Here is a 19,264-nt window from a genome sequence, read left to right as displayed (position 1 = left end):
GAAACACAGACCGGCCTAACGCACCTGCGATTGGCCATTCATATTTTGGGTTTGCACGCCCAACACATGGGCATAGCGCGGACGAACGTAGACTTTAAAATCAACCGATGAAAGTTGGCCTGGCGGCTGACGGAACAGCAAATAGCGCCAAAGTTCATTTTGGGTTGGAGCATCGAATGGATCGCGGATCAATCGCCCAATCGTTGAATCTTGATCATATGGCGCGGCTTTCATCACTTGCTCACCGCTACTATCGCGCATGGTTTGACCATTGGCATCAAGCTCAGGCACCTCTGCAAAGCGATAGAATTGCGATTCAGGGAACCACCAGCGCAATGGGAAGCGGCCTTCAAGAAAGCCTTCGACATTGGCTTGGTTGGTCGTCCAATTGCTATCGATCATCAAAATTGCCGCAGTTTCTGGCGTGGCAGGGCTGTTCATCGAGCCAGAAAAGCCCGTTGCTTTGGTATATTCGCGCACATACCACTTCCAGATTTGCTCATTATCGTACATAATCGGCAATTCCATGCGGCCTGTCTCAGCGACTGAGATTTTGCGTAAATCGTCCATCACGCGGCCAACATCTGGCGAACTTTGTACATACACCAGCATTTCAACCGGAATATCGCCATTTTGGTAATTCAAGCGCCACGCCGAGCGGAATGAATACATGCTCCAGATGATAGTTAATGCCAACGTCAGGCCAGTTACTGCCCGGCGCCAGCCATGGAACATACTATAAAAGCCCGTAATTGCCAGCACAATCAAGATCATGCTACCAAGGAACAATGGCGTGGCTGGGCTGCCAGTTGGCGCAATATTCGGCTGAATACGCACCATTCTGGTTAATTGCATCACGGCGTAGCTTGCAATCAGGCCAATCACCGCCAAATAGCTCACTAGGCCAAGCCATTCGGTGCGACGGGTTGGCAACTCTTTGCTCAGCCATGCCCGTTGAATTGGCTGGAAGCCCCAGGCAAACACGCGCCCGAGGCCCCAAGCAGCAATAAAAATCAGCGGCACAGCAACGTGCAAGGTAATCCATGGCATTTTCTCGCCCGCCCAGCTATAAAGGGCAAACGAGCCAGCCGCCCACCACGCCAGCAAGCCAGGAGCCATGCGCTGCGCAGTCAAGGCAGCACCGCGCTTGATTTGCACGACCAAGTGGCCAATGCCTGCAAGCGTGGCCGCAAAGCCAGCAAACAACAACAATGGCTCATACACCAGCAATTGCACAAAGTAATAATGGCTGGGCTGACCACCACGCTCAACATCGTGTTGTGCCACCCAATACAGCAGCGATCCAGCAATCCCCGACATCACTCCAACAGGATGCACCCCAAACGAGGTGAAGAAAGCGGCGTAAATCACCAAGCCCAAGACCACCGCCAAAGCGCCGTGCATACCCCAGAGTGAATCCAAGGCTGGCAGCAAACTACGTTCTGGAGCTTGGCTAACGGCGCGTTTCCACATGGTTTGGGTTTGATCTTTACCCTTGTAAAACCAAATAATCACAATCACCGCGATCAAAAAGACCACTGTGAGAATGGTCAAGGCCGTAATTGGCATGTGCATAAACACACCATTATTGCCATACAGGGTTTGATTTTTGACTTGGTGATAGAGCCGACTGGGGTTAGCCTGAGCTTCGGCAGCGCTTACCCCAAACAAGGTTTCGCGTAATTTCGAGAAGTAGCCTTGGCGAAAACCACCATTGGCGGTATCGTCAAAAAACAGATCATCGCCTTGGTTACGCACAATCAAGGCTTGGCTTTCGGTAACCAACGGCAGCGGCAACCATTGCTCTTGACCATTGGCATCGAGCACTGGAGCAGGATTGCCACTACCCGAAACCACAAGGCCGCGATGATCAGGGATGCCCTTGAGACAGGCCACCGCCAATAAGCCATAAACTCCAAACAGAATTAAGAGCTTGCGATTGACCTGCCACAGCGTGACCAAGACAATAAAGCTACCAAGGGTCAAAGTAAACAGATACGATGTCTCAATCGTCACAAACATCAAGGCAAACGAGGCAAAGAAAATATAAATCCAGCGCACATGGCGGGTGGAGATATAGCGAACGATCGCAATCAGACAGATAATTTCTTGGGTAACTGCAAAAATATCATGGCGAATAAAGCGCCCGACATACAAGGTTACTGGCGAAATTAATAGGTAGCCGACCATCATCAAGGCCGTGCCGCGCCCAATATTTTTGCGCAGCAGCCACGGCGTTAATGTGAGGGCTATGCCAAAGGTCGCGGCGGCCAAACGGGCAGTAAACTCATTGTCGCCAAACAAAAAGTATTGCAAGGCTGTCCAATAATACAAAAACGGCCCGTGGGTCAACGGATCGTGCAAATAGCCATCGCCGCGATAGAGCAACCACGAGTAGTACGCATGAATCGTTTCATCGTGGTGCAACGAGCGACCGCCAAGCGCCCACAGATGCATAAGCACCGAGAGCAAGCCAAGGCCAATATAGGCCAGATGTTCAACCGTGAAGCGGCGACGTTGTGTGCGTGGCACGGCTACCTGTCGTGAAGATGTTGCGATCATAAGTATGTGTTCTCGTGTCGTTGCAAAGGGGTTGGAGCAGCGCTGCTCGTTGAGACAACGAAATGTGACAGAATTTTTTGGTATTGTACTCGAACGAGGGGGGAGTGACAAGAAACAAAGTCTTAACGCCAACAAGCATCCAAGCGCGAGCCAACCAAAGAGCTGGCTCACGCTTGAAATTAGTATTATTCGGCATTATCGATTTGGGCGCGTTGCAAGCCACCGCTGTAATCGACATACAACGATTTCCATTCGCTGTAGGTATCGAGCACCTGCGTGCCGCCTTCGCGCTTGCCGTTGCCCGTGCCTTTGGTGCCACCGAAGGGCAGGTGAATTTCGGCCCCGATGGTTGGCGCATTGACATAGACAATCCCAGTGTAGAGATCGCGCATGGCAATGAAGGCATTGTTGACATTGCGGGTGTAAATCGACGATGACAAGCCATAAGGCACATCGTTGGCTACATCAATCGCTTCTTCAAGGCTATCGACGGGGATGATCGAAACCACAGGCCCGAAAATTTCCTCTTGAGCGATGCGCATGTTGCGTTTGACATTGCCAAAAATCGTTGGCTGGTGGAAGAAGCCATGGCTCAAATCGCCATCGGTCAGGCGTTCGCCACCAAGCACCAATTCAGCGCCTTCTTCACGGCCAATTTTGACGTATTTTTCAACGACGCTCAGTTGACCTTCGTTGATTGATGGCCCCATTTGCATGCCATCGAGTAAGCCATTGCCCACTTGAATGGTTTTGGCTTCTGCTTGAATACGGCTGGTCAGTTCATCAACAATTGAGCGATGGGCAATAATCCGCGAGGTCGCGGTACAGCGTTGGCCAGTCGTGCCAAACGCACCCCAAACCGCGCCAGCCAACACCAAATCAAGATCAGCATCGTCCATGATGATCATGGGGTTTTTGCCGCCCATTTCGAGCGAAACATGCTTGCCTTGTTGCGCGCACAAAGTTGAGACGTGGCGGCCAACTTCGGTCGAGCCAGTGAACGAAATCACCTTTACATCGGGATGTTGCACCAATGGCTCGCCAGCAGTTGGGCCATGGCCCGAAACGATATTGACCACGCCCTTGGGCACGCCTGCATCAACCAAGGCTTGCACAAAATTGTAGGTTGAGAGCGGAGTATCTTCAGCAGGCTTAATCACCACAGTGTTACCGCAGATCAACGCTGGAAAAATCTTCCACGATGGGATGGCCATTGGGAAGTTCCATGGCGTAATCAAGCCACACACGCCCAAGGGTTGGCGCACACTCATCTGGAATTTATTGGGCAATTCCGAGGGCGTGGTTACGCCATACAAACGGCGGCCTTCGCCAGCCATAAAATAGCCCATGTCGATGGCTTCTTGCACATCGCCACGAGTTTCAGCCAAAACCTTGCCCATTTCACGGGTCATATCGTTGGCATATTGCTCTTTGCGTTCTTGAAGAATTTGCGAAGCCCGATAGAGCAACTCACCGCGCTTAGGCGCTGGCACGAGCCGCCATGCATTGTAGGCTTCCTTGGCGGCAGCAACCGCATCGGCAATATCCTCAGCACCAGAGTCGGGGAAGATGCCAATCACATCGCGGGTATCGGCGGGGTTGCGGTTCTCGTAGGTCTTGCCCGAACGCGCTGGCACCCACTCGCCGCCAATGTAGTTATAGTACACCTTATGATCCGACATCGTTGTCCTCCGTGAAGTAAAATCAAATCTTGCCTTATCTTACCATACAAGCTTAAAGGTATGAGGTATAAAGGAGGGCTACAGGCGATTGACTGTTGGCTATCAGGAATATCAATCTGTGGCTAAAAACGAGACATAATTATTTTTAACCACGAAGCGCACGAAGAGCCCGAAGGGGGAATTGGCTTTTGGCTAGTGGAGATTGGTTGAATTTTCATCGATAAGCATTTAACGTAGAGGCGCAGAGCTTTTTTAACCACGAAGAACACGAAGAGCACGAAGGCTGTTTTAGCCACGAATTGCACGAATTGCACGAATAATGATCCGATAGCCAATAACTCAATCCTTCATAATTCATAATTCATCCTTCGTTCACTCTGCGCCTCTGCGTTAAAAAATCCCCATTTCGCGTTCTTCGCGGTTTCAGTTTCCCAATTATTATGTTCTATGCTCTTTGTTCTATGCTCTTTGCTCTAGGCTTTTTTCCGCCGCGTGGTGGTTGGTGGGGCTGCGGCTGGCTCAGCCTTGGCAGCAGCAGGATCTGGCGGCGAACCAGGCCGAATATGCAGCATCAAGCTATCGAATGGCTCTAAAATCAAGGTCAAATTCAGCAGATCATCTCGTCGCCAGCTGCGCCGACCAGCGTATTCCAGCACTTGCTCGCGCACTAAATCGAACAAATGATACTCGCCTTCGGCCATCTGCATGCGATCAACGGGCATGCTCAGGGTTGCGGTGCGCCGATGCGGCCCCATATTCAACACCACCGCCAACCGTTCTTCGTGCCACACCCGCAGCACGCTCCAAACCGAAGGCACATCGCAGGGCATCACATTAAACAATTGCTTGCCATGGCGCAAAATCGGGTAGTTGGCGCGAATACTGAACACTTGTTTGATCCACGCTTCTTGACCAACTTCTTGGCCCGTCCAGAGCATTGGCACAAAGCCACAGCCAACCATCCCAATCATCAGCAACCGTGCTAGCCGTGAGCCACGCACTGCATCGGCAATCGGGTTAACATCGCGGGTATCGTGGGTTTCAGTAAAACAAACCCGAATTGCGCCCTTGGGCAAGGCCAAAAAGTGATCTTCGAGCCACTCGCCAAGCTCATAGGGCGAGAGCACACCCAAGCCAGCATGGAAAAACATCAAGTGGGCCAAATAATCATAGGCAAAATCGTGGTTGGTTGGGAACAATGGGCCATACAATTCGCATAATAAGGCAGCTTGGGGATTGATTTGGCGCAAAGCCTGGCGCATGCGCTCAACAATCGTCAATACGCCAAACGAGGTGCTTGCAGCCATGCGCTCCAAACGGCGATCCCAATTTGGCTCCTTACGGTGCGGCGCATCAACTCGCCAGCCATCAATCTGATAGGTTTGGGCGAAGCGCGTCGTCCAATCCACATAAAAATCTTGCACCTCAGGATTGGCCCAATCGAAGCTGTAGGTATCGTTCCAGCCGTGCGATGAAACCAAACGCCCACGCTCATCGCGGCAAAACCAGCCAGGCCGCTCTTGGACATAGCGCGCAGTACGCGAACAGCCCTGCACCACCAAATCGCAGAGCACGCGCATACCCAAGGCATGGGCTTGATCGACCAGCGCCTTGAATTCTGCTTCCGTGCCCAAGGTTGGCTCAAGTTGCTCAAAATCTTCGATTGCATAGGGCGAGCCGGCGGCCTGCCAATTCATATCCCATGGCTTGCTCGAAAGATTGTTGTAGCGCCAAATTGGCATGAGGTTGATCGTATCGAAGCCCAATTCGTGCAAACGAGCGAGCTCTTGGGTAAATTGGGCAAAGCCACCCCACAAGCCAACGTGAGTTTCAAAGATATTGGCCGCACAAACCCAATCGGGCACATCAGGCACGCTACGCACGCCAAGCACAGGCCAGGTGTTGTGAAAAGCATGCATCGCATCGTACCAATTGCCCTGCACCAACATACAATATTGGGTGCCGCCGCTCAGCGTGGCATCGGGAGCCAGCCAGCCTGCAATTTCCAATTCGTGGCCAACAGTTAATCCCAAATCATTGCCATCGATATCAGGCCATGCCGATTGATCTCTGCTCCAATACCAACACAGCAAATTATCGCTTTCGCTGGTGCTGTGCAAGGCCAACAAGCCAGGCCCACGATCAGGCGCATTTTCAAATAAGCGTCCGCGCCGAATTGCTGGAGCAATTGCTTGGCCTGGCAAGGTGCCACGGCGTAATTTTGAAACCGCCGCAATATCCAAGCGCGGGCGAAAACTATTGCTTGGCGCTTCAAAACGGGCCTCGCTATAGCTACCAACCCGCGCATACGGCCAACTGAGCCGCACCCAATGCATGCGGGCCTCGTTGCCGCCGCTGTTGGTTACCGCGACCGAGCGCCGAATCAAGGTTCCGGTAATTTGCAAGGTATCGCTGATGCGCAAAAAACCCAAGCCAATGTTAATCGTCAACTCAGTTACGCCATTCACTTCGCGGCCATGATGGCTGAGATAGCGGGGGAAATGGGTTTCGCTGACCCAACCGTCGGCTAATTGCACATCGACCGACATCCCTACGCTACCAATATTCAAAATGTTGGCTTGGTTGGGGCGCCGCAGCAACGTCAGCATTCCAGTTGAGGTTGAAAAACCAAGCTCCATTTCGGCGGTCATAACAATCAGATTTTGCTCATGTTGATATTCGTAATACATACAACAGCTCGCACTAATTGGGCAATTGCAGCTCGTCATTTTGCGCAGCATACCACAGCTTGGCGCAAGTTGAGAGTTTTCATCAAGCTTTTATGGCTGGCTTGACAGGTTTTGGCAGCTTCAGCGTGCTAGAGTGCTAGCAGAAATTGAGCTGGCAATGCCGCTAGCGGTTGCAACGCTGCACCACCAACCATTGTTGAAAGGACAAACTCATGCGTCAACCTGAACGTCCGGTTGGGATCGTTGGGTATGGAGCATATGTTCCGCGCTATCGGATTGCAGCCCAAGAAATTGCCCGCGTCTGGGCTGCTAGCGAAGGAGCATTGCCAATTACATCAAAAAGCGTGCCCGGCCCCGATGAAGATACGATTACGATGGCGATTGAAGCTGGGCGCAATGCCCTCAAGCGTGCCCAAATCGCCCCCCAACAATTGGCCGCCGTCTGGGTTGGCAGCGAAAGCCACCCCTATAGCGTCAAGCCAAGTGGCACAATTGTGGCCGAAGCGCTCGGCACCTCGCGCTGGATCAGCGCCGCCGATTGGGAATTTGCCTGCAAAGCTGGAACCGAAGCCTTGAGCGCAGGCATGGGCTTGGTTGGCAGTGGCATGGCCGATTATGTGCTGGCAATTGGCGCTGATACTGCCCAAGGTCGCCCAGGCGATGCCTTGGAATATACCGCCGCTGCCGCTGCTGGAGCGTTAATCGTCGGCCCAGCCCAACAAGCGCTCGCCACGATCGAAGCAACCGTATCGTATGTTTCCGACACCCCCGATTTCTTTCGCCGCGCCGATCGGCCTTACCCGATGCATGGCAATCGCTTCACTGGCGAACCAGCCTATTTTCACCATGTCAGCACTGCTGCCAAGCAATTGTTGGCCGAATTAGGCCGCACTGCCGCCGATTATCACTATGCTGTTTTTCACCAGCCCAATGTGAAGTTTCCCCAAACTGTGGCGAAACAAGTTGGCTTTACGCCTGAGCAATGCCAAGCAGGCTTGTTGGCGGGCGAAATTGGCAATAGCTATTCGGCAGCCTCGATGATTGGCTTATGCGCTGTGCTTGATGTGGCCCAAGCTGGCGACCGCATTTTGCTGGCTTCGTATGGCAGCGGCGCTGGCAGCGATGCCTATTCGTTGGTGGTAACAGAAGCCTTGGTGGCTGCACGCAATTTAGCGCCCCGCACCAGTGCCTATCTCAAACGCCGCCAATTAATCGATTATGCCACCTATGCCAAGTGGCGCGGCAAAATTGTTGAGTAAAGGGGTAGGTGCAATGCAACAGGTTTTTATTGCAGGCACAGCCTGTACCGCCGTTCGCGAACATTACGATCGTTCGTTGCTCGATTTGGCTTTAGAGGCGCTGCGGGGCGCGGTTGGCTCGTTTGATCCTAGCCTAATTGAAGCCTTGTATGTTGGCAATGCGCTTGGCGATACGCTCAGCGAGCAAAGCCAACTTGGCGCATATATCGCTGGCGCAGCTGGCCTGAACTGCGAAGCTGTGCGGGTTGAAGCAGCCGGAGCGAGCGGCGCTTTGGCTCTGCGCCAAGGCTATTTGGCAATTGCCAGCGGCCAAGCAGATGTTGTCGTGGTGCTAGGCGTCGAAAAAGCCACCGACAAACTTGATGCCGCTGTACAAGCAAGTTTGGCCTTGGGCTTGGATGGCGAACTAGAACGCGCCGTTGGCCTAACATTAACTGGCGGCTGGGCCTTATTGATGCAACGCTATTTATATCAATATCAATTGCCAGCGACAGCCTTAGCGCCATTTGCGATCAATGCCCATGCCAATGGCGCTGGCAATCGCAATGCCCTTTATCGCTTTGCAATCAATGCTCAAAAATGGGCCAATGCAGGCCAAATTGCCGAGCCATTGAATATGCTCGATTGCTCGACAGTTGCCGATGGCGCAGCAGCAGTGGTGTTGGTCAGCGAACGCTACGCCCGAGAAGTAGCCCAGCCAATTGCAATTGTGGGTAGCGCCAGCAGCAGCAGCACCGTGGCTTTGGCCCAACGTCCTGATCTGTTGTGGCTTGAGGCGGCAGCAGCTAGTGGCACAAAGGCTTTGCAACAAGCCAACATCGACCGCGATGCAATTGATTTAATCGAATTAAGCGATCCCCATGGCATTGCCGCAGCGCTTAGTTTGGAGGCCTTGGGATATGCAGAACGTGGCCAAGCCAGCCAATTAGCTGCCGAAGGCGTGATTGCCAAAGATGGCGCACTTCCGCTGGCAACCGCTGGTGGTTATAAAGCGCGTGGCGATGTTGGCGGTGCAACCGGAGTTTATCAAGTGGTCGAATTAGTGGCTCAATTGCGCGGCCAAGCAGGAGCCAACCAAGTTGCCAAGGCCAAAACCGCCCTAGCCCAATGTTTGGGCGGCGTTGGCGCAACTGCCGTGACCCATATTTTGCAAGTAGCCGAGGTTTAAGCGATGAATCTACCAAAACAATGGCGGCTCAAAGGCCAACGCTACCGCCTCGAAGGCCAGCGCCACAGCGATGGTCGGGTGCGCTTTCCCGCTCAGCCAGCCAAATTAGGCGAGCCACAAGATGCTTGGCAGCCCTATCAATTGGCCAATACTGGTGAACTTTTTTCGTGGACGGCGCAGCGCAGCAATCGCAGCGAATTTGACCACGAGCCAATTGTGATTGTCGGGATAATCAAACTGGCCGATGGCTGTTTGATCACGGCCCAATTGACCGATTGCGAGCCAAGCGAGTTGCAAATTGGCATGGCAGTGGAAGCAGTGACCCGCAGCTGGGGCAAAGTTGGCGAGGACGATCTGTTGGTCTATGGCTATAAATTTCGACCGCAGTTAATCGATTAATCCACGAAGCGCACGAAGGACACGAAGTTTAGGGTGGGACGAAACCGCGAAGGACACGAAGAGCGCGAAGTTTGAGTTAAATTGATCCACGAAGCGCACGAAGGACACGAAGTTTAGGATGGGACGAAACCGCGAAGGACGCGAAGAGCGCTAAAGTTTAATTAAGTGGTTCGCTGAAATTTGTATACATTTCAAGTTTCCAACTAATTCAACATTCGTGCTCTTCGCGTCCTTCGCGGTTAAAAACTGCCTGACCCCTGGCTCCTAAACCCTACTCCACCGTCGCCCGTTCGCGGCGTTCGAGGTGAATCAGCAAATGGGCAATATCGGCGGGGTTGATGCCCGATAAACGTGAGGCTTGGCCCAAGGTTGCTGGGCGGAAGCGTTTGAGCACTTGCCGCGCCTCGATCCGCAAGCTAGGAATCGCCTCAATATCCAAATCGGCAGGCAAACGCCGATCTTCCATTTTGCGCACCCGCTCAACCGAGGCTTGCTCTTTGGCGATGTAAACCGCATATTTAGCGCTAAGCTCAACTTGCTCGGCCACATCGGCCTCAACTGCTGGCAGATCAGGCTGGACTTCGGCCAACTGCGCGTACTTGACCCCGACCCGCCGTAGAATATCTTCGCCTGAAGCTGGCTGCAACAATGGATCGATGCCCGCAGTTTGTAGGCGGCCATTGGTTTCAGCGCTTGGCGTGTAGCGCAAACCACGCAATTGTTGGGTAGTTTGATCGATCGCCCATTGTTTGCGTTCGACTTGCTCGGCTCGCTCGGCACTGACCAAGCCAAGCTCAGCAGCCAAAGGCGTAAGCCGCAGATCGGCATTATCGCCACGTAGCAACAAGCGATGCTCAGCCCGCGAGGTAAACATGCGGTATGGTTCGCGAATTTCCTTGGTCACCAAATCGTCGATCATCACGCCAATGTAAGCTTGGTCGCGGCGCAAAATAAATGGCGCCCGCCCAGCAACCTTCAACGCAGCATTAATCCCCGCCATCAAGCCTTGTGCGCCAGCTTCTTCATAGCCAGTTGTGCCGTTGATTTGGCCAGCAAAAAAGAGATGTGGCAAGCGTTTGGCTTCGAGCGAGGCCGTAATTTCGCCAGTCGCGACTGCATCATACTCAATCGCATAGCCAACCCGCATAATTTCGACCTTGCGCAACGCCGGAATCGAACGCAACATAGCCCATTGCACATCTTCTGGCAGCGAGGTATTGCAGCCCTGCACATAGATTTCGAGGGTTTCCCAGCCTTCTGGCTCAAGGAAAAAGCCATGCGATTCTTTATCGGCAAAGCGCACAATTTTATCTTCGATTGAGGGGCAGTAGCGTGGCCCAACGCCCTCAATCACTCCACTAAACATCGGCGCGCGATGCAAATTGTCGCGGATATGTTGGTGGAATTCGGGCGTGGTATAAATGTGATAGCAGGGCAATTGTGGTCGCCAGCCATCAAGCATTGGCTCTGGGTAAATTGGGTTGGGCGGGCCATGCACCAAGCTTTCGGGCCGATGCCCAGCGTAATTAAACGAAAAATAAAGCGGCGTGCTGGAGCCTGGCTGCACTTCTAGCCCCGTAAAATCAATCGTTCGCGCATCGATCCGTGGCGGCGTGCCAGTTTTCAAGCGCACCAGTGGAAAGCCCAACTGGCTCAAATCGCTTGAAAGATTGACCGCTGGTTGCTCGCCCATACGGCCAGCAGGAATAATCGCTTCGCCAGTGATTGCGCGGCCACGCAAAAACGTGCCCGTGGTCAACACCAAAGCCTTAGCCCGATATTGCCAACCAGTTTGGGTTTCGACGGCAAAATTGGCCCCATCAGCTTGATCAGCCAAGGGGATAATGCGCTCAACCATGGCTTGTTTGAGCGCTAAATGTGGCTGGGCCTCCAGAAACTCTTTCATGGCCTTGGCATACAAACGCTTATCGCTTTGGGCGCGTAAGGCTTGAACGGCTGGGCCTTTGGTTTCATTCAGCAGCCGAATCTGAATCAAGGTGCGGTCGGTGATGACCCCCATCGCGCCACCAAGTGCATCAATTTCGCGCACCAAGTTGCCTTTTGCGGGGCCACCAATTGATGGATTGCACGACATGTGCGCCAATTTATCGAGATCGATCGTTAGCAAGAGGGTTTGCGAACCCATGCGTGCAGCAGCCAAAGCCGCCTCACAACCCGCATGCCCACCGCCAACAACGACCACATCATAAGTTAAATTTAGCATAGCTCAACAAGACATAAGTGAAGAACACGATAGTTTATTGTACCGCAAACTTGATATTTTGGGACGAGGGGTCAGGGGTCGAGAATCAGGGGCTGGGAGTTTTGATCCACGAAGGACACGAAGCACACGAAGGACGAGCAACCGCGAAGGGCACGAAGAGCGCGAAGGCTGTTTTTAGTCACGAATTGCACCAATTCAATAGACGAAAGCCCATAGCCTCATCCCCAGCCCCCAACAACCGATCCCCATCTCTGTTCTATGTTCTTGACTTCATCCCTCATCCATCATCCTTCATCCTTCGGTGCTCTGCGCCTCTGCGTTAAATCCTGTCCCCTGATCACTGGCCCCTGGCTATATCTTGATTTTTGACTTTTGAATTCATACCTCATCCTTCACCCCTCTCTCTGCTCTATGGTCTATGCTCTATTGCTGCATATGCTCGACTTTTATACATTTATCCATCACAACCTCTAAGCCAGCGGCTTCGGCAGCGGCGGCGGCTTCTTGATTGACGATGCCAAGCTGCATCCACACCGCCTTAGCACCAACCGCAATCGCTTCTTCGACCACAGGTGGCACATCTTCGGCGCGGCGGAAAATATCAACAATATCGATTGGCTCGTTGATATCGCGCAATGAAGCAACTGGCTGCTCGCCAAGCACAGGCTCGGTCAACACCGGATTGACTGGAATAATCCGATAGCCAGCGCGTTGCATATATTCGGCTACGCCATAGCTCGCCCGATCTGGTTTATTGCTCAGGCCTACCACGGCAATCGTTTTGGCATTACTCAACAGTTGTTTAATATCGCTCATAGTTCCTCCTTATAAGCAACCCATATCGCAAGGATTGTACCCCAAAACCAGCAGATTGCCCGAAATTGCCAGCAATTAGGACAGCATGAACTGCGCTTGGGACGAGCCAAAGGACGCGTCAATAGATAAATCCAAGGACAATATGTAATTATGATAGTTACAGATACAGCAGCCGCAGCCCAAATGATGGTGCTGCCCTATTTTCTAGGAGTTTAGACCAATGACTCAGCCAGCAGTAAACAATGTTTTGAGCGTCGCCGATGCAATCAACAGCCGTCGCTCAGTTCGTAAATATACCAATGACCAAGTGAGCCAAGCCGACCTCAAAACCATTTTGGAATTGACCGGCAAAGCTCCTTCAGCGTGGAACATCCAACCATGGCGCTTCGTTGCCGTGCGCAACCAAGAAGTCAAAAACAAATTGCAAGCAGCAGCCTATGGCCAAGGCCAAGTTGGCAACGCGCCAGTTGTGATTGCAGTTTATAGCGACACCACTGATGCCTTAGCTAACCTCGCCGATGTAATTCACCCAGGCGTGCCAGCAGAGCAACGCCAAGGCGCAATCGATGGCGTTTTGGGTGCCTTCGCTCACCGCAGCCAAGAAGAAAAAGAAGCTTGGGGTTTGGGCCAAACCAACATCGCCCTTGGCTATCTCTCATTGGTCGCTCGCTCATTAGGCTACGACACCTCGTTGATGTTGGGCTTTGATCCAGCCCAAGTCAAAGAAATCTTGGGCTTGCCAGCTCACGTTCAATTTGCTGGCTTAGTTGCGTTGGGCGTTGCCGCTGAAGAAGGCTACCCACACCACCGCCACGAAGTCGAAAAAATTACCCAATTCATCGACTAAGTTTGGTTAATCAGCAAAGAAAAGGCTAGTGCATCATACACTAGCCTTTTTCTTGTCGTTAAACCGCGAAGGACACGAAGATCGCTAAGGTTTAGTTAAGTGGTTCGCTGAAATTTGTATAAATTTCACGTTTCCCAGATACTTAACCTTCGTGCGCTTCGCGTCCTTCGCGGTTTCATCTCGACTTATGCGGTTTCATTCAAATCTATGCCCCAGCGATGACCCGACCTTCAGCCAAGAGTTTTTCGACCAACTCTGGAGAGCGGGTTTCGGTGTAAATCCGCAACAATGGCTCGGTACCAGAGAAGCGAATCAAGAGCCAGCTGCCATCTTGCAGATAATATTTGTAGCCACCTTGGGTATTGATCGAATTGACGGTTAGGCCAGCCAAGGCATCGGGCCGCGCAGCATCAACCCGTTTGAGAATTGTATCGCGCTGCTCGGCGGGATAGGTAATATCAATCCGATCGTAGAAGTGCGGGCCAACTTTGTTAAGCAATTCTTCCATGGTTTCGCTGGGCGTTTTGCCACGTTTCAAGAACAAATCGAGCAATAGCAGCGACGACAAAATCCCGTCACGTTCTGGCAAGTGCTTCGCAAAAGCAAAACCGCCAGATTCCTCGCCGCCAATAATCGCGTTCGATTCGATCATCTTGGGGCCGATATGCTTGAAGCCAACCGGCGTTTCGTAAATTGGCACATTGTACAGCTCAGCCAAGCGATTGACCATCGAGGTAGTCGAAAGCGACTTGACGATTGGGCCGCGCCAGCCTTTAACTTCCAATAAATAATAGGTCAGCAAGCCAAATACCCGCAGCTGATCGACGAATTTGCCTTTTTCATCGACCAAACCAACTCGATCAGCATCGCCATCGTAGGCAAGGCCAGCAAACGCGCCGCTTTGCTTAACCACATTTTTGAGCTTGGTTAAATTGTCGTCGATTGGCTCGGGCGAACGCATGCCAGGGAATAACGGATTGCGCGTATCGTTGATTGGCACAACTTTGGTTTGGCCGCCATCAAGCAAGAGTGGCAAGAAACCAGCGCCAGCGCCATACATCGCATCGTTAATGATCGTCCAGCCTTCGCGTTTGATCGCTTCTAAATCAACCATTTGCTTGATTTGAGCCACATAATCAGGCGTGCCGTTGATCCGTTCGACCAAGCCTTGTTTTTCTGCTTCGCGCAAGGTCATACGCTTGACTGGAGCTTTTTCTAAACGATCTTCCAAGCGGGCGATGACGTCGGGCGAGGCCGAGCCAGCATATTCTGGCTTATATTTATAGCCATTATCGCTAGGTGGATTATGTGAAGCAGTGATGATTGAAGCACCACCAGCTTTTTTGCAAAGAATGCTCCAACAAACAACTGGAGTTGGGGTAGCTTTTTCGGTTAGATAAACGTGAATCCCATTGGCAGCCAGCACCTCGGCGGTGGCGGCGGCGAAGCGCTCGGAACCGAAACGAGTATCATAACCAACCACCAACCCACGCGGGGCTAAGCCCGACTCATGCAGATAATCTGCAACGGCTTGGGTAACAATGCGCACATTGTCAAAGGTATACTCTTCAGCGATTGCTGCTCGCCAACCGTCGGTGCCAAATTTGATTGCTGATGCCATACACGCTCCTGAGCTTGCGATTGAAATTGGGTTTCCACGAAAAGAGATTGCTGACGATCGCTCGTCAAGCCAAATGAAATAGCGAATTGGATGAGTTGATTGGAATGGTGTTAACCAAGGGCAAGACCTTCAACAGTTGCATGGTGGGCAATGAGTACATCACTGGCAAGAGCGACATTGGTTAAGCTTGCAGCGGCCTCAATTGTAACACGTTCCCAAGCGACCACCCGTTCAAGTCGGGCCTGCTCACCAACCACACAGCCGCTCCCAAGCATAATCGGGGCGATTAATTGGGCACTAGGGCTGATTTGAGCATCAGCCGCAGCCCACACTCCTGCTGCATATTGTATGCCATGCACTGGTTCTTGGGGCAAACGACCCATCAAGACTGCTTCGTTGGCCGCTAAATAGCCCGCCAACGTCCCAATATCTTGGCTATAGGCGCTGTGTTGGTAGGCATAAATCGGCGCTTTGGCTGCCAACAAACTGGGGAAGAGATCGCGTTCGAGCATTGCAAAGCCTTGAGCTGGAATCTGGGCCAAGGCTGCTGGCGCAAATACATAGGCTCCGCTATTAATTGTGTTAGCGAGCGCCGTGCCTGGCGCAGGTTTTTCTTGAAAGGCATAAACTCGTTGCTGCTCATCGCTGGCAACCACGCCAAACTCTGAGGTATCTGCCACCTCGCGCACTGCAATTGTCGCCACGCCGCCAGCTTGCGCGTGGGCTTGCCATAGCTGAGCAACATCAAAATCGGTTAATTCATCGCCATTCAACACCAACATCGGCCCAGCCTCAAGCAATTTGGTTTGTTCAAGGGCGTAGCGCACAGCGCCTGCAGTGCCCAATGGCTCTGGTTCTTGCACAATCTGCAAATTCAGTCCAAACGCCGAGCCATCGCCATAGGCGGCCAAAAATTGCTCGGCCAAATATTGCACCGCCAAAATCACATGGCGCACGCCTTGGTTGCGCAAACGGCGCAAGGTTCTGCTCATCAGGGCTTCGCCAGCAATTGGCACTAATGGTTTGGGAAGCTGGTTGGTCAATGGCCGCAGCCGAGTGCCCAATCCGCCAACTAAAATAACTGCACGCATAGATCTGCTTTCAATAAAAGCACGGCAGTGGTTTGGTTATCGCTAACCACCTGCTGCCGTGCACGCTCAATTATAGCTTACAAAACATCGTTGCGGCCTTCAGTCCGCAACTGATCAACAATTTTCTTGACATCTTGAGCACGATCGCGGGGCGCAATCAGCAAGGCATCGCCAGTATCGACAACCAAAAAGCCATCAAGCCCAATCGTGGCGATCATGCGGCCTGAATCGCTGTAAATCAAAGTCGATTTGGTATCAACCTCGACATGCGGGCCAATCACGACATTCGCCGAATCGTCGTCGCTCATCAAGGTTGTCAAGGTATGCCAATCGCCAACATCGCTCCAGCCAATATCAACGGGCACGACTGCTACATTTGGCGCGCGCTCCATAATGCCATAATCGACCGTGATATTTTCGACATTATCCCAGACCTGAGCCAAGGTATCGTGGTAGCGCGATTTGCCAAACGAAGCTTGCACTTGATTCAGCTGGTTGCGCAATTCGGGCATATGTTTGCTAATTGCATCAAGGAAGGTTTTGGTTTGCCAAACGAAAATTCCAGCGTTCCAAAAATAATTGCCTTGGGCCAAATAGCGCTCGGCGGTATCATGGTCGGGCTTTTCTGCAAAGCGCTGCACCCGATGAATTTTGTGATTATGCGCTTCGGTGATCAAGTCGCCACATTGAATATAGCCATAGCCAGTGTTGGCAAACGATGGTTTTACCCCCAAAGTGACCAAATAGCCTTCGCGGGCGGCAACTTCGGCAGCTTGCAAGGCTTGACGAAAGGCTTCGTTGCGCAAAATCAAGTGATCAGCGCTGAGCACCGCCATCACAGCATCAGGCGCCGAACGCCGCATGTGGATTGCTGCCAAGCCAATTGCCGAAGCAGTGCCGCGGCCACTTGGCTCTAAAATGACGTTATTGCGTGGCACATCATGCAACTGCTCGCGAATTAATTCCTCGTAATCCGAGCCAGTTACCACGAAAACGCGGCCTTCTTCCATCAACGGTCGCACGCGATCGACAGTTTCTTGGAGCATGGTGCGATTTGAAAGCAAGGGTAAAAACTGCTTGGGCTTGGTGCGCCGTGAGCGTGGCCACAAGCGCGAGCCAGTCCCACCGGCAAGCACTAAGATATCCATATCGTTAATCCTCTATGTTTGGTTATTGTGGGAGCCAACTCTCTCGACCTCGCTAGCAACGTGGCTGCGCCATTCAGCAAGAATATCGCGCAGGGTATCTTCAAGCCGATAGTGCGGCTCCCAGCCGATTTGGTTACGCAAACGGGTCGCGTCGCAGGCCACAATTGGCACATCAACCGGACGCAAGCGTTGAGGATCAACTTCGACCGTTATCGTTTGGCCACTGAGTGCAATGAGGCTATCAAGAATTGACTGAATTGAGACACTCTGACCGACACCAATATTATAAATCTCACCAGGCTGCGCTCGTTCGAGCAGCAAGTGATAGGCACGCACAACATCGCGCACATCGCTAAAATCACGTTGGGGCGAGAGGTTGCCAACCTGAATCACTGGCGGTTGCAAGCCTGCTTCAATGCGCGCAATCTGGTGGGCAAACGCTGGCACCACAAAATCGGCGCGCTGGCCTGGCCCAGTGTGGTTAAATGGCCGAGCACGAATCACCTTCAGGCCATGGCTATACCACCATTGGCCCGCCAACAAATCTTGGGCTGCCTTGGAAACAGCATACGGATCGGCTGGGCAAAGCATGGTGTTTTCATCTGCTGGCAAGCCCGAACGATGGGCCATGCCATACATCGCATTCGAGCCAACCACCAGCACCAGCGGATCAAGCTGAGCAGCCTTGATCGCTTCAAACAGGTGTAATTGGCCAAGCACATTGCTATTGAATGTGCCAGCAGGGTCGCGAAACGATTGCGGAATCGCCGATTGGGCAGCTAAATGCACCACCACATCGGGAGCCGCATTCGCCACTGCCGCATTCACCGCCGTAGGATTAAGCAGATCAGCCAGCACCGTTGGAAGTTCTGGGTGCGCCGTGCGCCCTAAGGCCCATAATTCCCACGTGGTTGCTTGCTGCAAATAGCGAACAAGATGTTGGCCAACAAAGCCAGTTGCGCCAGTAATTAATGCTCGTGTCATAGCGCGCACTATACTGCGAGTTGAGATTGTTGGCAAGAAGCGTTTTGTGCCTATGCCCATGGCTTGCGTTATCTTCTATACTGAAGCAGGATTTTTGTTGTGCTGGAGATCGTTTGTATGTTTGAGCAATTTCAACTTCCTAACCACGTTGGCACTGAATTAGCCGATTTAGTTGCGCGTTTTGGCGTGCCGCATGTGCATCAAGTAGCCTTGGTTTTGCCCGATGGTCAGTATCCTGCTAGCCCAACTGAACAAGCGATTAACATCAAAGGCTTGTTTGCGCCATTTGGCAAAGCCGACCGCTATGGCGAGGTTTGTATGGTGGTGCAACGGCCTGATGGTAGCCTGATCAGCGCGCGCAAAGCCTATTATCCCGCCAATTGTTTTCGCTTATTAACTGGCGGCATCAATTACGATGAGCCAGTGTATACGGCCTTGTTGCGCGAAACCGCCGAAGAAACTGGGCTTGATGTGCAAGTTGAACGTTTTTTGGCGGCGGTCAGTTATCGCCCAACCAACAGCCCCAGCCCAACGTTTTATACTTTTGGCTTTTTGCTGCGCGAATTAGGCGGCATGTTGGGCGCCGTTGATGAATCGGAGCAAGTCGCAGCCTTTGGCTTTCCACAGGTGGCCGATCTACCAACCCTAGCAGCGCAACTCGAAAGCCTGAGCGGCAGCGAAGACCACGAAATTGCTGGCAATTGGCAAGATTGGGGTCGCTTTCGCGCGGTGACCCATCGAGTAATTTGGGAGTATTTTCAAGCATAAGTGGT

General features: G+C 52.4%; 14 protein-coding genes. 5 read left to right on the top strand and 9 right to left on the bottom strand.

Translation table 11 applies throughout. From position 1 onward, the window contains the following. Positions 1-15: 15 nt before the first annotated feature. The 3 genes from SE18_RS17805 to SE18_RS17795 form a co-directional block, all read right to left on the bottom strand. Positions 16-2,562, bottom strand: a complete 2,547-nt coding sequence (locus SE18_RS17805) for a flippase activity-associated protein Agl23 (protein ID WP_054535806.1) — start codon at positions 2,560-2,562, stop codon at positions 16-18. Positions 2,563-2,747: 185 nt separating this feature from the next. Continuing rightward, a complete protein-coding gene (locus tag SE18_RS17800) occupies positions 2,748-4,244 on the bottom strand; it encodes an aldehyde dehydrogenase family protein (protein ID WP_054535805.1) in 1,497 nt (498 codons plus the stop codon). 473 nt (positions 4,245-4,717) lie between these two features. Further along, positions 4,718-6,934, bottom strand: a complete 2,217-nt coding sequence (locus SE18_RS17795) for an alpha-amylase family glycosyl hydrolase (protein WP_054535804.1) — start codon at positions 6,932-6,934, stop codon at positions 4,718-4,720. Between the two features lie 212 nt (positions 6,935-7,146). Here SE18_RS17795 and SE18_RS17790 point away from each other — a divergent pair, with 212 nt between their 5' ends. From SE18_RS17790 to SE18_RS17780, 3 genes are read left to right on the top strand one after another with little or no spacing between them, the layout of a single operon-like run. Further along, positions 7,147-8,193, top strand: coding sequence for a hydroxymethylglutaryl-CoA synthase (locus SE18_RS17790; protein ID WP_054535803.1), 1,047 nt, complete (start codon positions 7,147-7,149; stop codon positions 8,191-8,193). A 13-nt stretch (positions 8,194-8,206) separates the two neighbouring features. Next, positions 8,207-9,361, top strand: coding sequence for a thiolase C-terminal domain-containing protein (locus SE18_RS17785; protein WP_054535802.1), 1,155 nt, complete (start codon positions 8,207-8,209; stop codon positions 9,359-9,361). A gap of 3 nt (positions 9,362-9,364) precedes the next feature. Continuing rightward, positions 9,365-9,760, top strand: a complete 396-nt coding sequence (locus tag SE18_RS17780) for a Zn-ribbon domain-containing OB-fold protein (RefSeq protein ID WP_054535801.1) — start codon at positions 9,365-9,367, stop codon at positions 9,758-9,760. A gap of 271 nt (positions 9,761-10,031) precedes the next feature. Here SE18_RS17780 and mnmG read toward each other — a convergent pair whose 3' ends face one another. Next, the gene (mnmG, locus tag SE18_RS17775; RefSeq protein ID WP_054535800.1) at positions 10,032-11,984 is read right to left on the bottom strand and encodes a tRNA uridine-5-carboxymethylaminomethyl(34) synthesis enzyme MnmG; all 1,953 of its coding nucleotides are present in this window, start codon (positions 11,982-11,984) and stop codon (positions 10,032-10,034) included. Between the two features lie 423 nt (positions 11,985-12,407). Then, positions 12,408-12,800: a CoA-binding protein gene (locus SE18_RS17770; RefSeq protein WP_054535799.1), complete on the bottom strand. Its 393-nt coding sequence runs from the start codon at positions 12,798-12,800 to the stop codon at positions 12,408-12,410. 220 nt (positions 12,801-13,020) lie between these two features. On the opposite strand from SE18_RS17770, the gene SE18_RS17765 reads away from it, so the two are divergent. Continuing rightward, positions 13,021-13,647: a nitroreductase family protein gene (locus SE18_RS17765; RefSeq protein WP_054535798.1), complete on the top strand. Its 627-nt coding sequence runs from the start codon at positions 13,021-13,023 to the stop codon at positions 13,645-13,647. 205 nt (positions 13,648-13,852) lie between these two features. On the opposite strand, the gene SE18_RS17760 is transcribed toward SE18_RS17765, so the two are convergent. The 4 genes from SE18_RS17760 to SE18_RS17745 form a co-directional block, all read right to left on the bottom strand. After that, the gene (locus SE18_RS17760) at positions 13,853-15,268 is read right to left on the bottom strand and encodes a phosphoglucomutase/phosphomannomutase family protein (protein ID WP_054535797.1); all 1,416 of its coding nucleotides are present in this window, start codon (positions 15,266-15,268) and stop codon (positions 13,853-13,855) included. A gap of 110 nt (positions 15,269-15,378) precedes the next feature. After that, positions 15,379-16,359 carry a sugar phosphate nucleotidyltransferase gene (locus tag SE18_RS17755; protein ID WP_054535796.1) on the bottom strand — a complete coding sequence of 327 codons (981 nt, stop codon included), beginning with the start codon at positions 16,357-16,359 and terminating at the stop codon, positions 15,379-15,381. A 77-nt stretch (positions 16,360-16,436) separates the two neighbouring features. Next, positions 16,437-17,507: a mannose-1-phosphate guanylyltransferase gene (locus tag SE18_RS17750; protein WP_054535795.1), complete on the bottom strand. Its 1,071-nt coding sequence runs from the start codon at positions 17,505-17,507 to the stop codon at positions 16,437-16,439. A 12-nt stretch (positions 17,508-17,519) separates the two neighbouring features. Then, positions 17,520-18,491: a GDP-mannose 4,6-dehydratase gene (locus SE18_RS17745; protein WP_054535960.1), complete on the bottom strand. Its 972-nt coding sequence runs from the start codon at positions 18,489-18,491 to the stop codon at positions 17,520-17,522. Between the two features lie 117 nt (positions 18,492-18,608). Between SE18_RS17745 and SE18_RS17740 the strand changes: the two genes are divergently transcribed. Beyond that, entirely contained in the window at positions 18,609-19,259 is a 651-nt protein-coding gene (locus SE18_RS17740) for an NUDIX hydrolase (RefSeq protein WP_054535794.1), read from the top strand. Positions 19,260-19,264: the final 5 nt, after the last annotated feature.

The sequence above is a fragment of the Herpetosiphon geysericola genome, from assembly GCF_001306135.1.
In the GTDB taxonomy this organism is placed as follows: Bacteria; Chloroflexota; Chloroflexia; order Chloroflexales; family Herpetosiphonaceae; genus Herpetosiphon; species Herpetosiphon geysericola.
This window is presented reverse-complemented; position numbering and strand designations above follow the sequence as displayed.

Coding starts and splice junctions, on each gene's coding strand:
- SE18_RS17805 (WP_054535806.1), bottom strand. CDS start 2,562: ATGATCGCAACATCTTCACGACAGGTAGCCGTGCCACGCACACAACGT.
- SE18_RS17800 (WP_054535805.1), bottom strand. CDS start 4,244: ATGTCGGATCATAAGGTGTACTATAACTACATTGGCGGCGAGTGGGTG.
- SE18_RS17795 (WP_054535804.1), bottom strand. CDS start 6,934: ATGTATTACGAATATCAACATGAGCAAAATCTGATTGTTATGACCGCC.
- SE18_RS17790 (WP_054535803.1), top strand. CDS start 7,147: ATGCGTCAACCTGAACGTCCGGTTGGGATCGTTGGGTATGGAGCATAT.
- SE18_RS17785 (WP_054535802.1), top strand. CDS start 8,207: ATGCAACAGGTTTTTATTGCAGGCACAGCCTGTACCGCCGTTCGCGAA.
- SE18_RS17780 (WP_054535801.1), top strand. CDS start 9,365: ATGAATCTACCAAAACAATGGCGGCTCAAAGGCCAACGCTACCGCCTC.
- mnmG (WP_054535800.1), bottom strand. CDS start 11,984: ATGCTAAATTTAACTTATGATGTGGTCGTTGTTGGCGGTGGGCATGCG.
- SE18_RS17770 (WP_054535799.1), bottom strand. CDS start 12,800: ATGAGCGATATTAAACAACTGTTGAGTAATGCCAAAACGATTGCCGTG.
- SE18_RS17765 (WP_054535798.1), top strand. CDS start 13,021: ATGACTCAGCCAGCAGTAAACAATGTTTTGAGCGTCGCCGATGCAATC.
- SE18_RS17760 (WP_054535797.1), bottom strand. CDS start 15,268: ATGGCATCAGCAATCAAATTTGGCACCGACGGTTGGCGAGCAGCAATC.
- SE18_RS17755 (WP_054535796.1), bottom strand. CDS start 16,359: ATGCGTGCAGTTATTTTAGTTGGCGGATTGGGCACTCGGCTGCGGCCA.
- SE18_RS17750 (WP_054535795.1), bottom strand. CDS start 17,507: ATGGATATCTTAGTGCTTGCCGGTGGGACTGGCTCGCGCTTGTGGCCA.
- SE18_RS17745 (WP_054535960.1), bottom strand. CDS start 18,491: ATGACACGAGCATTAATTACTGGCGCAACTGGCTTTGTTGGCCAACAT.
- SE18_RS17740 (WP_054535794.1), top strand. CDS start 18,609: ATGTTTGAGCAATTTCAACTTCCTAACCACGTTGGCACTGAATTAGCC.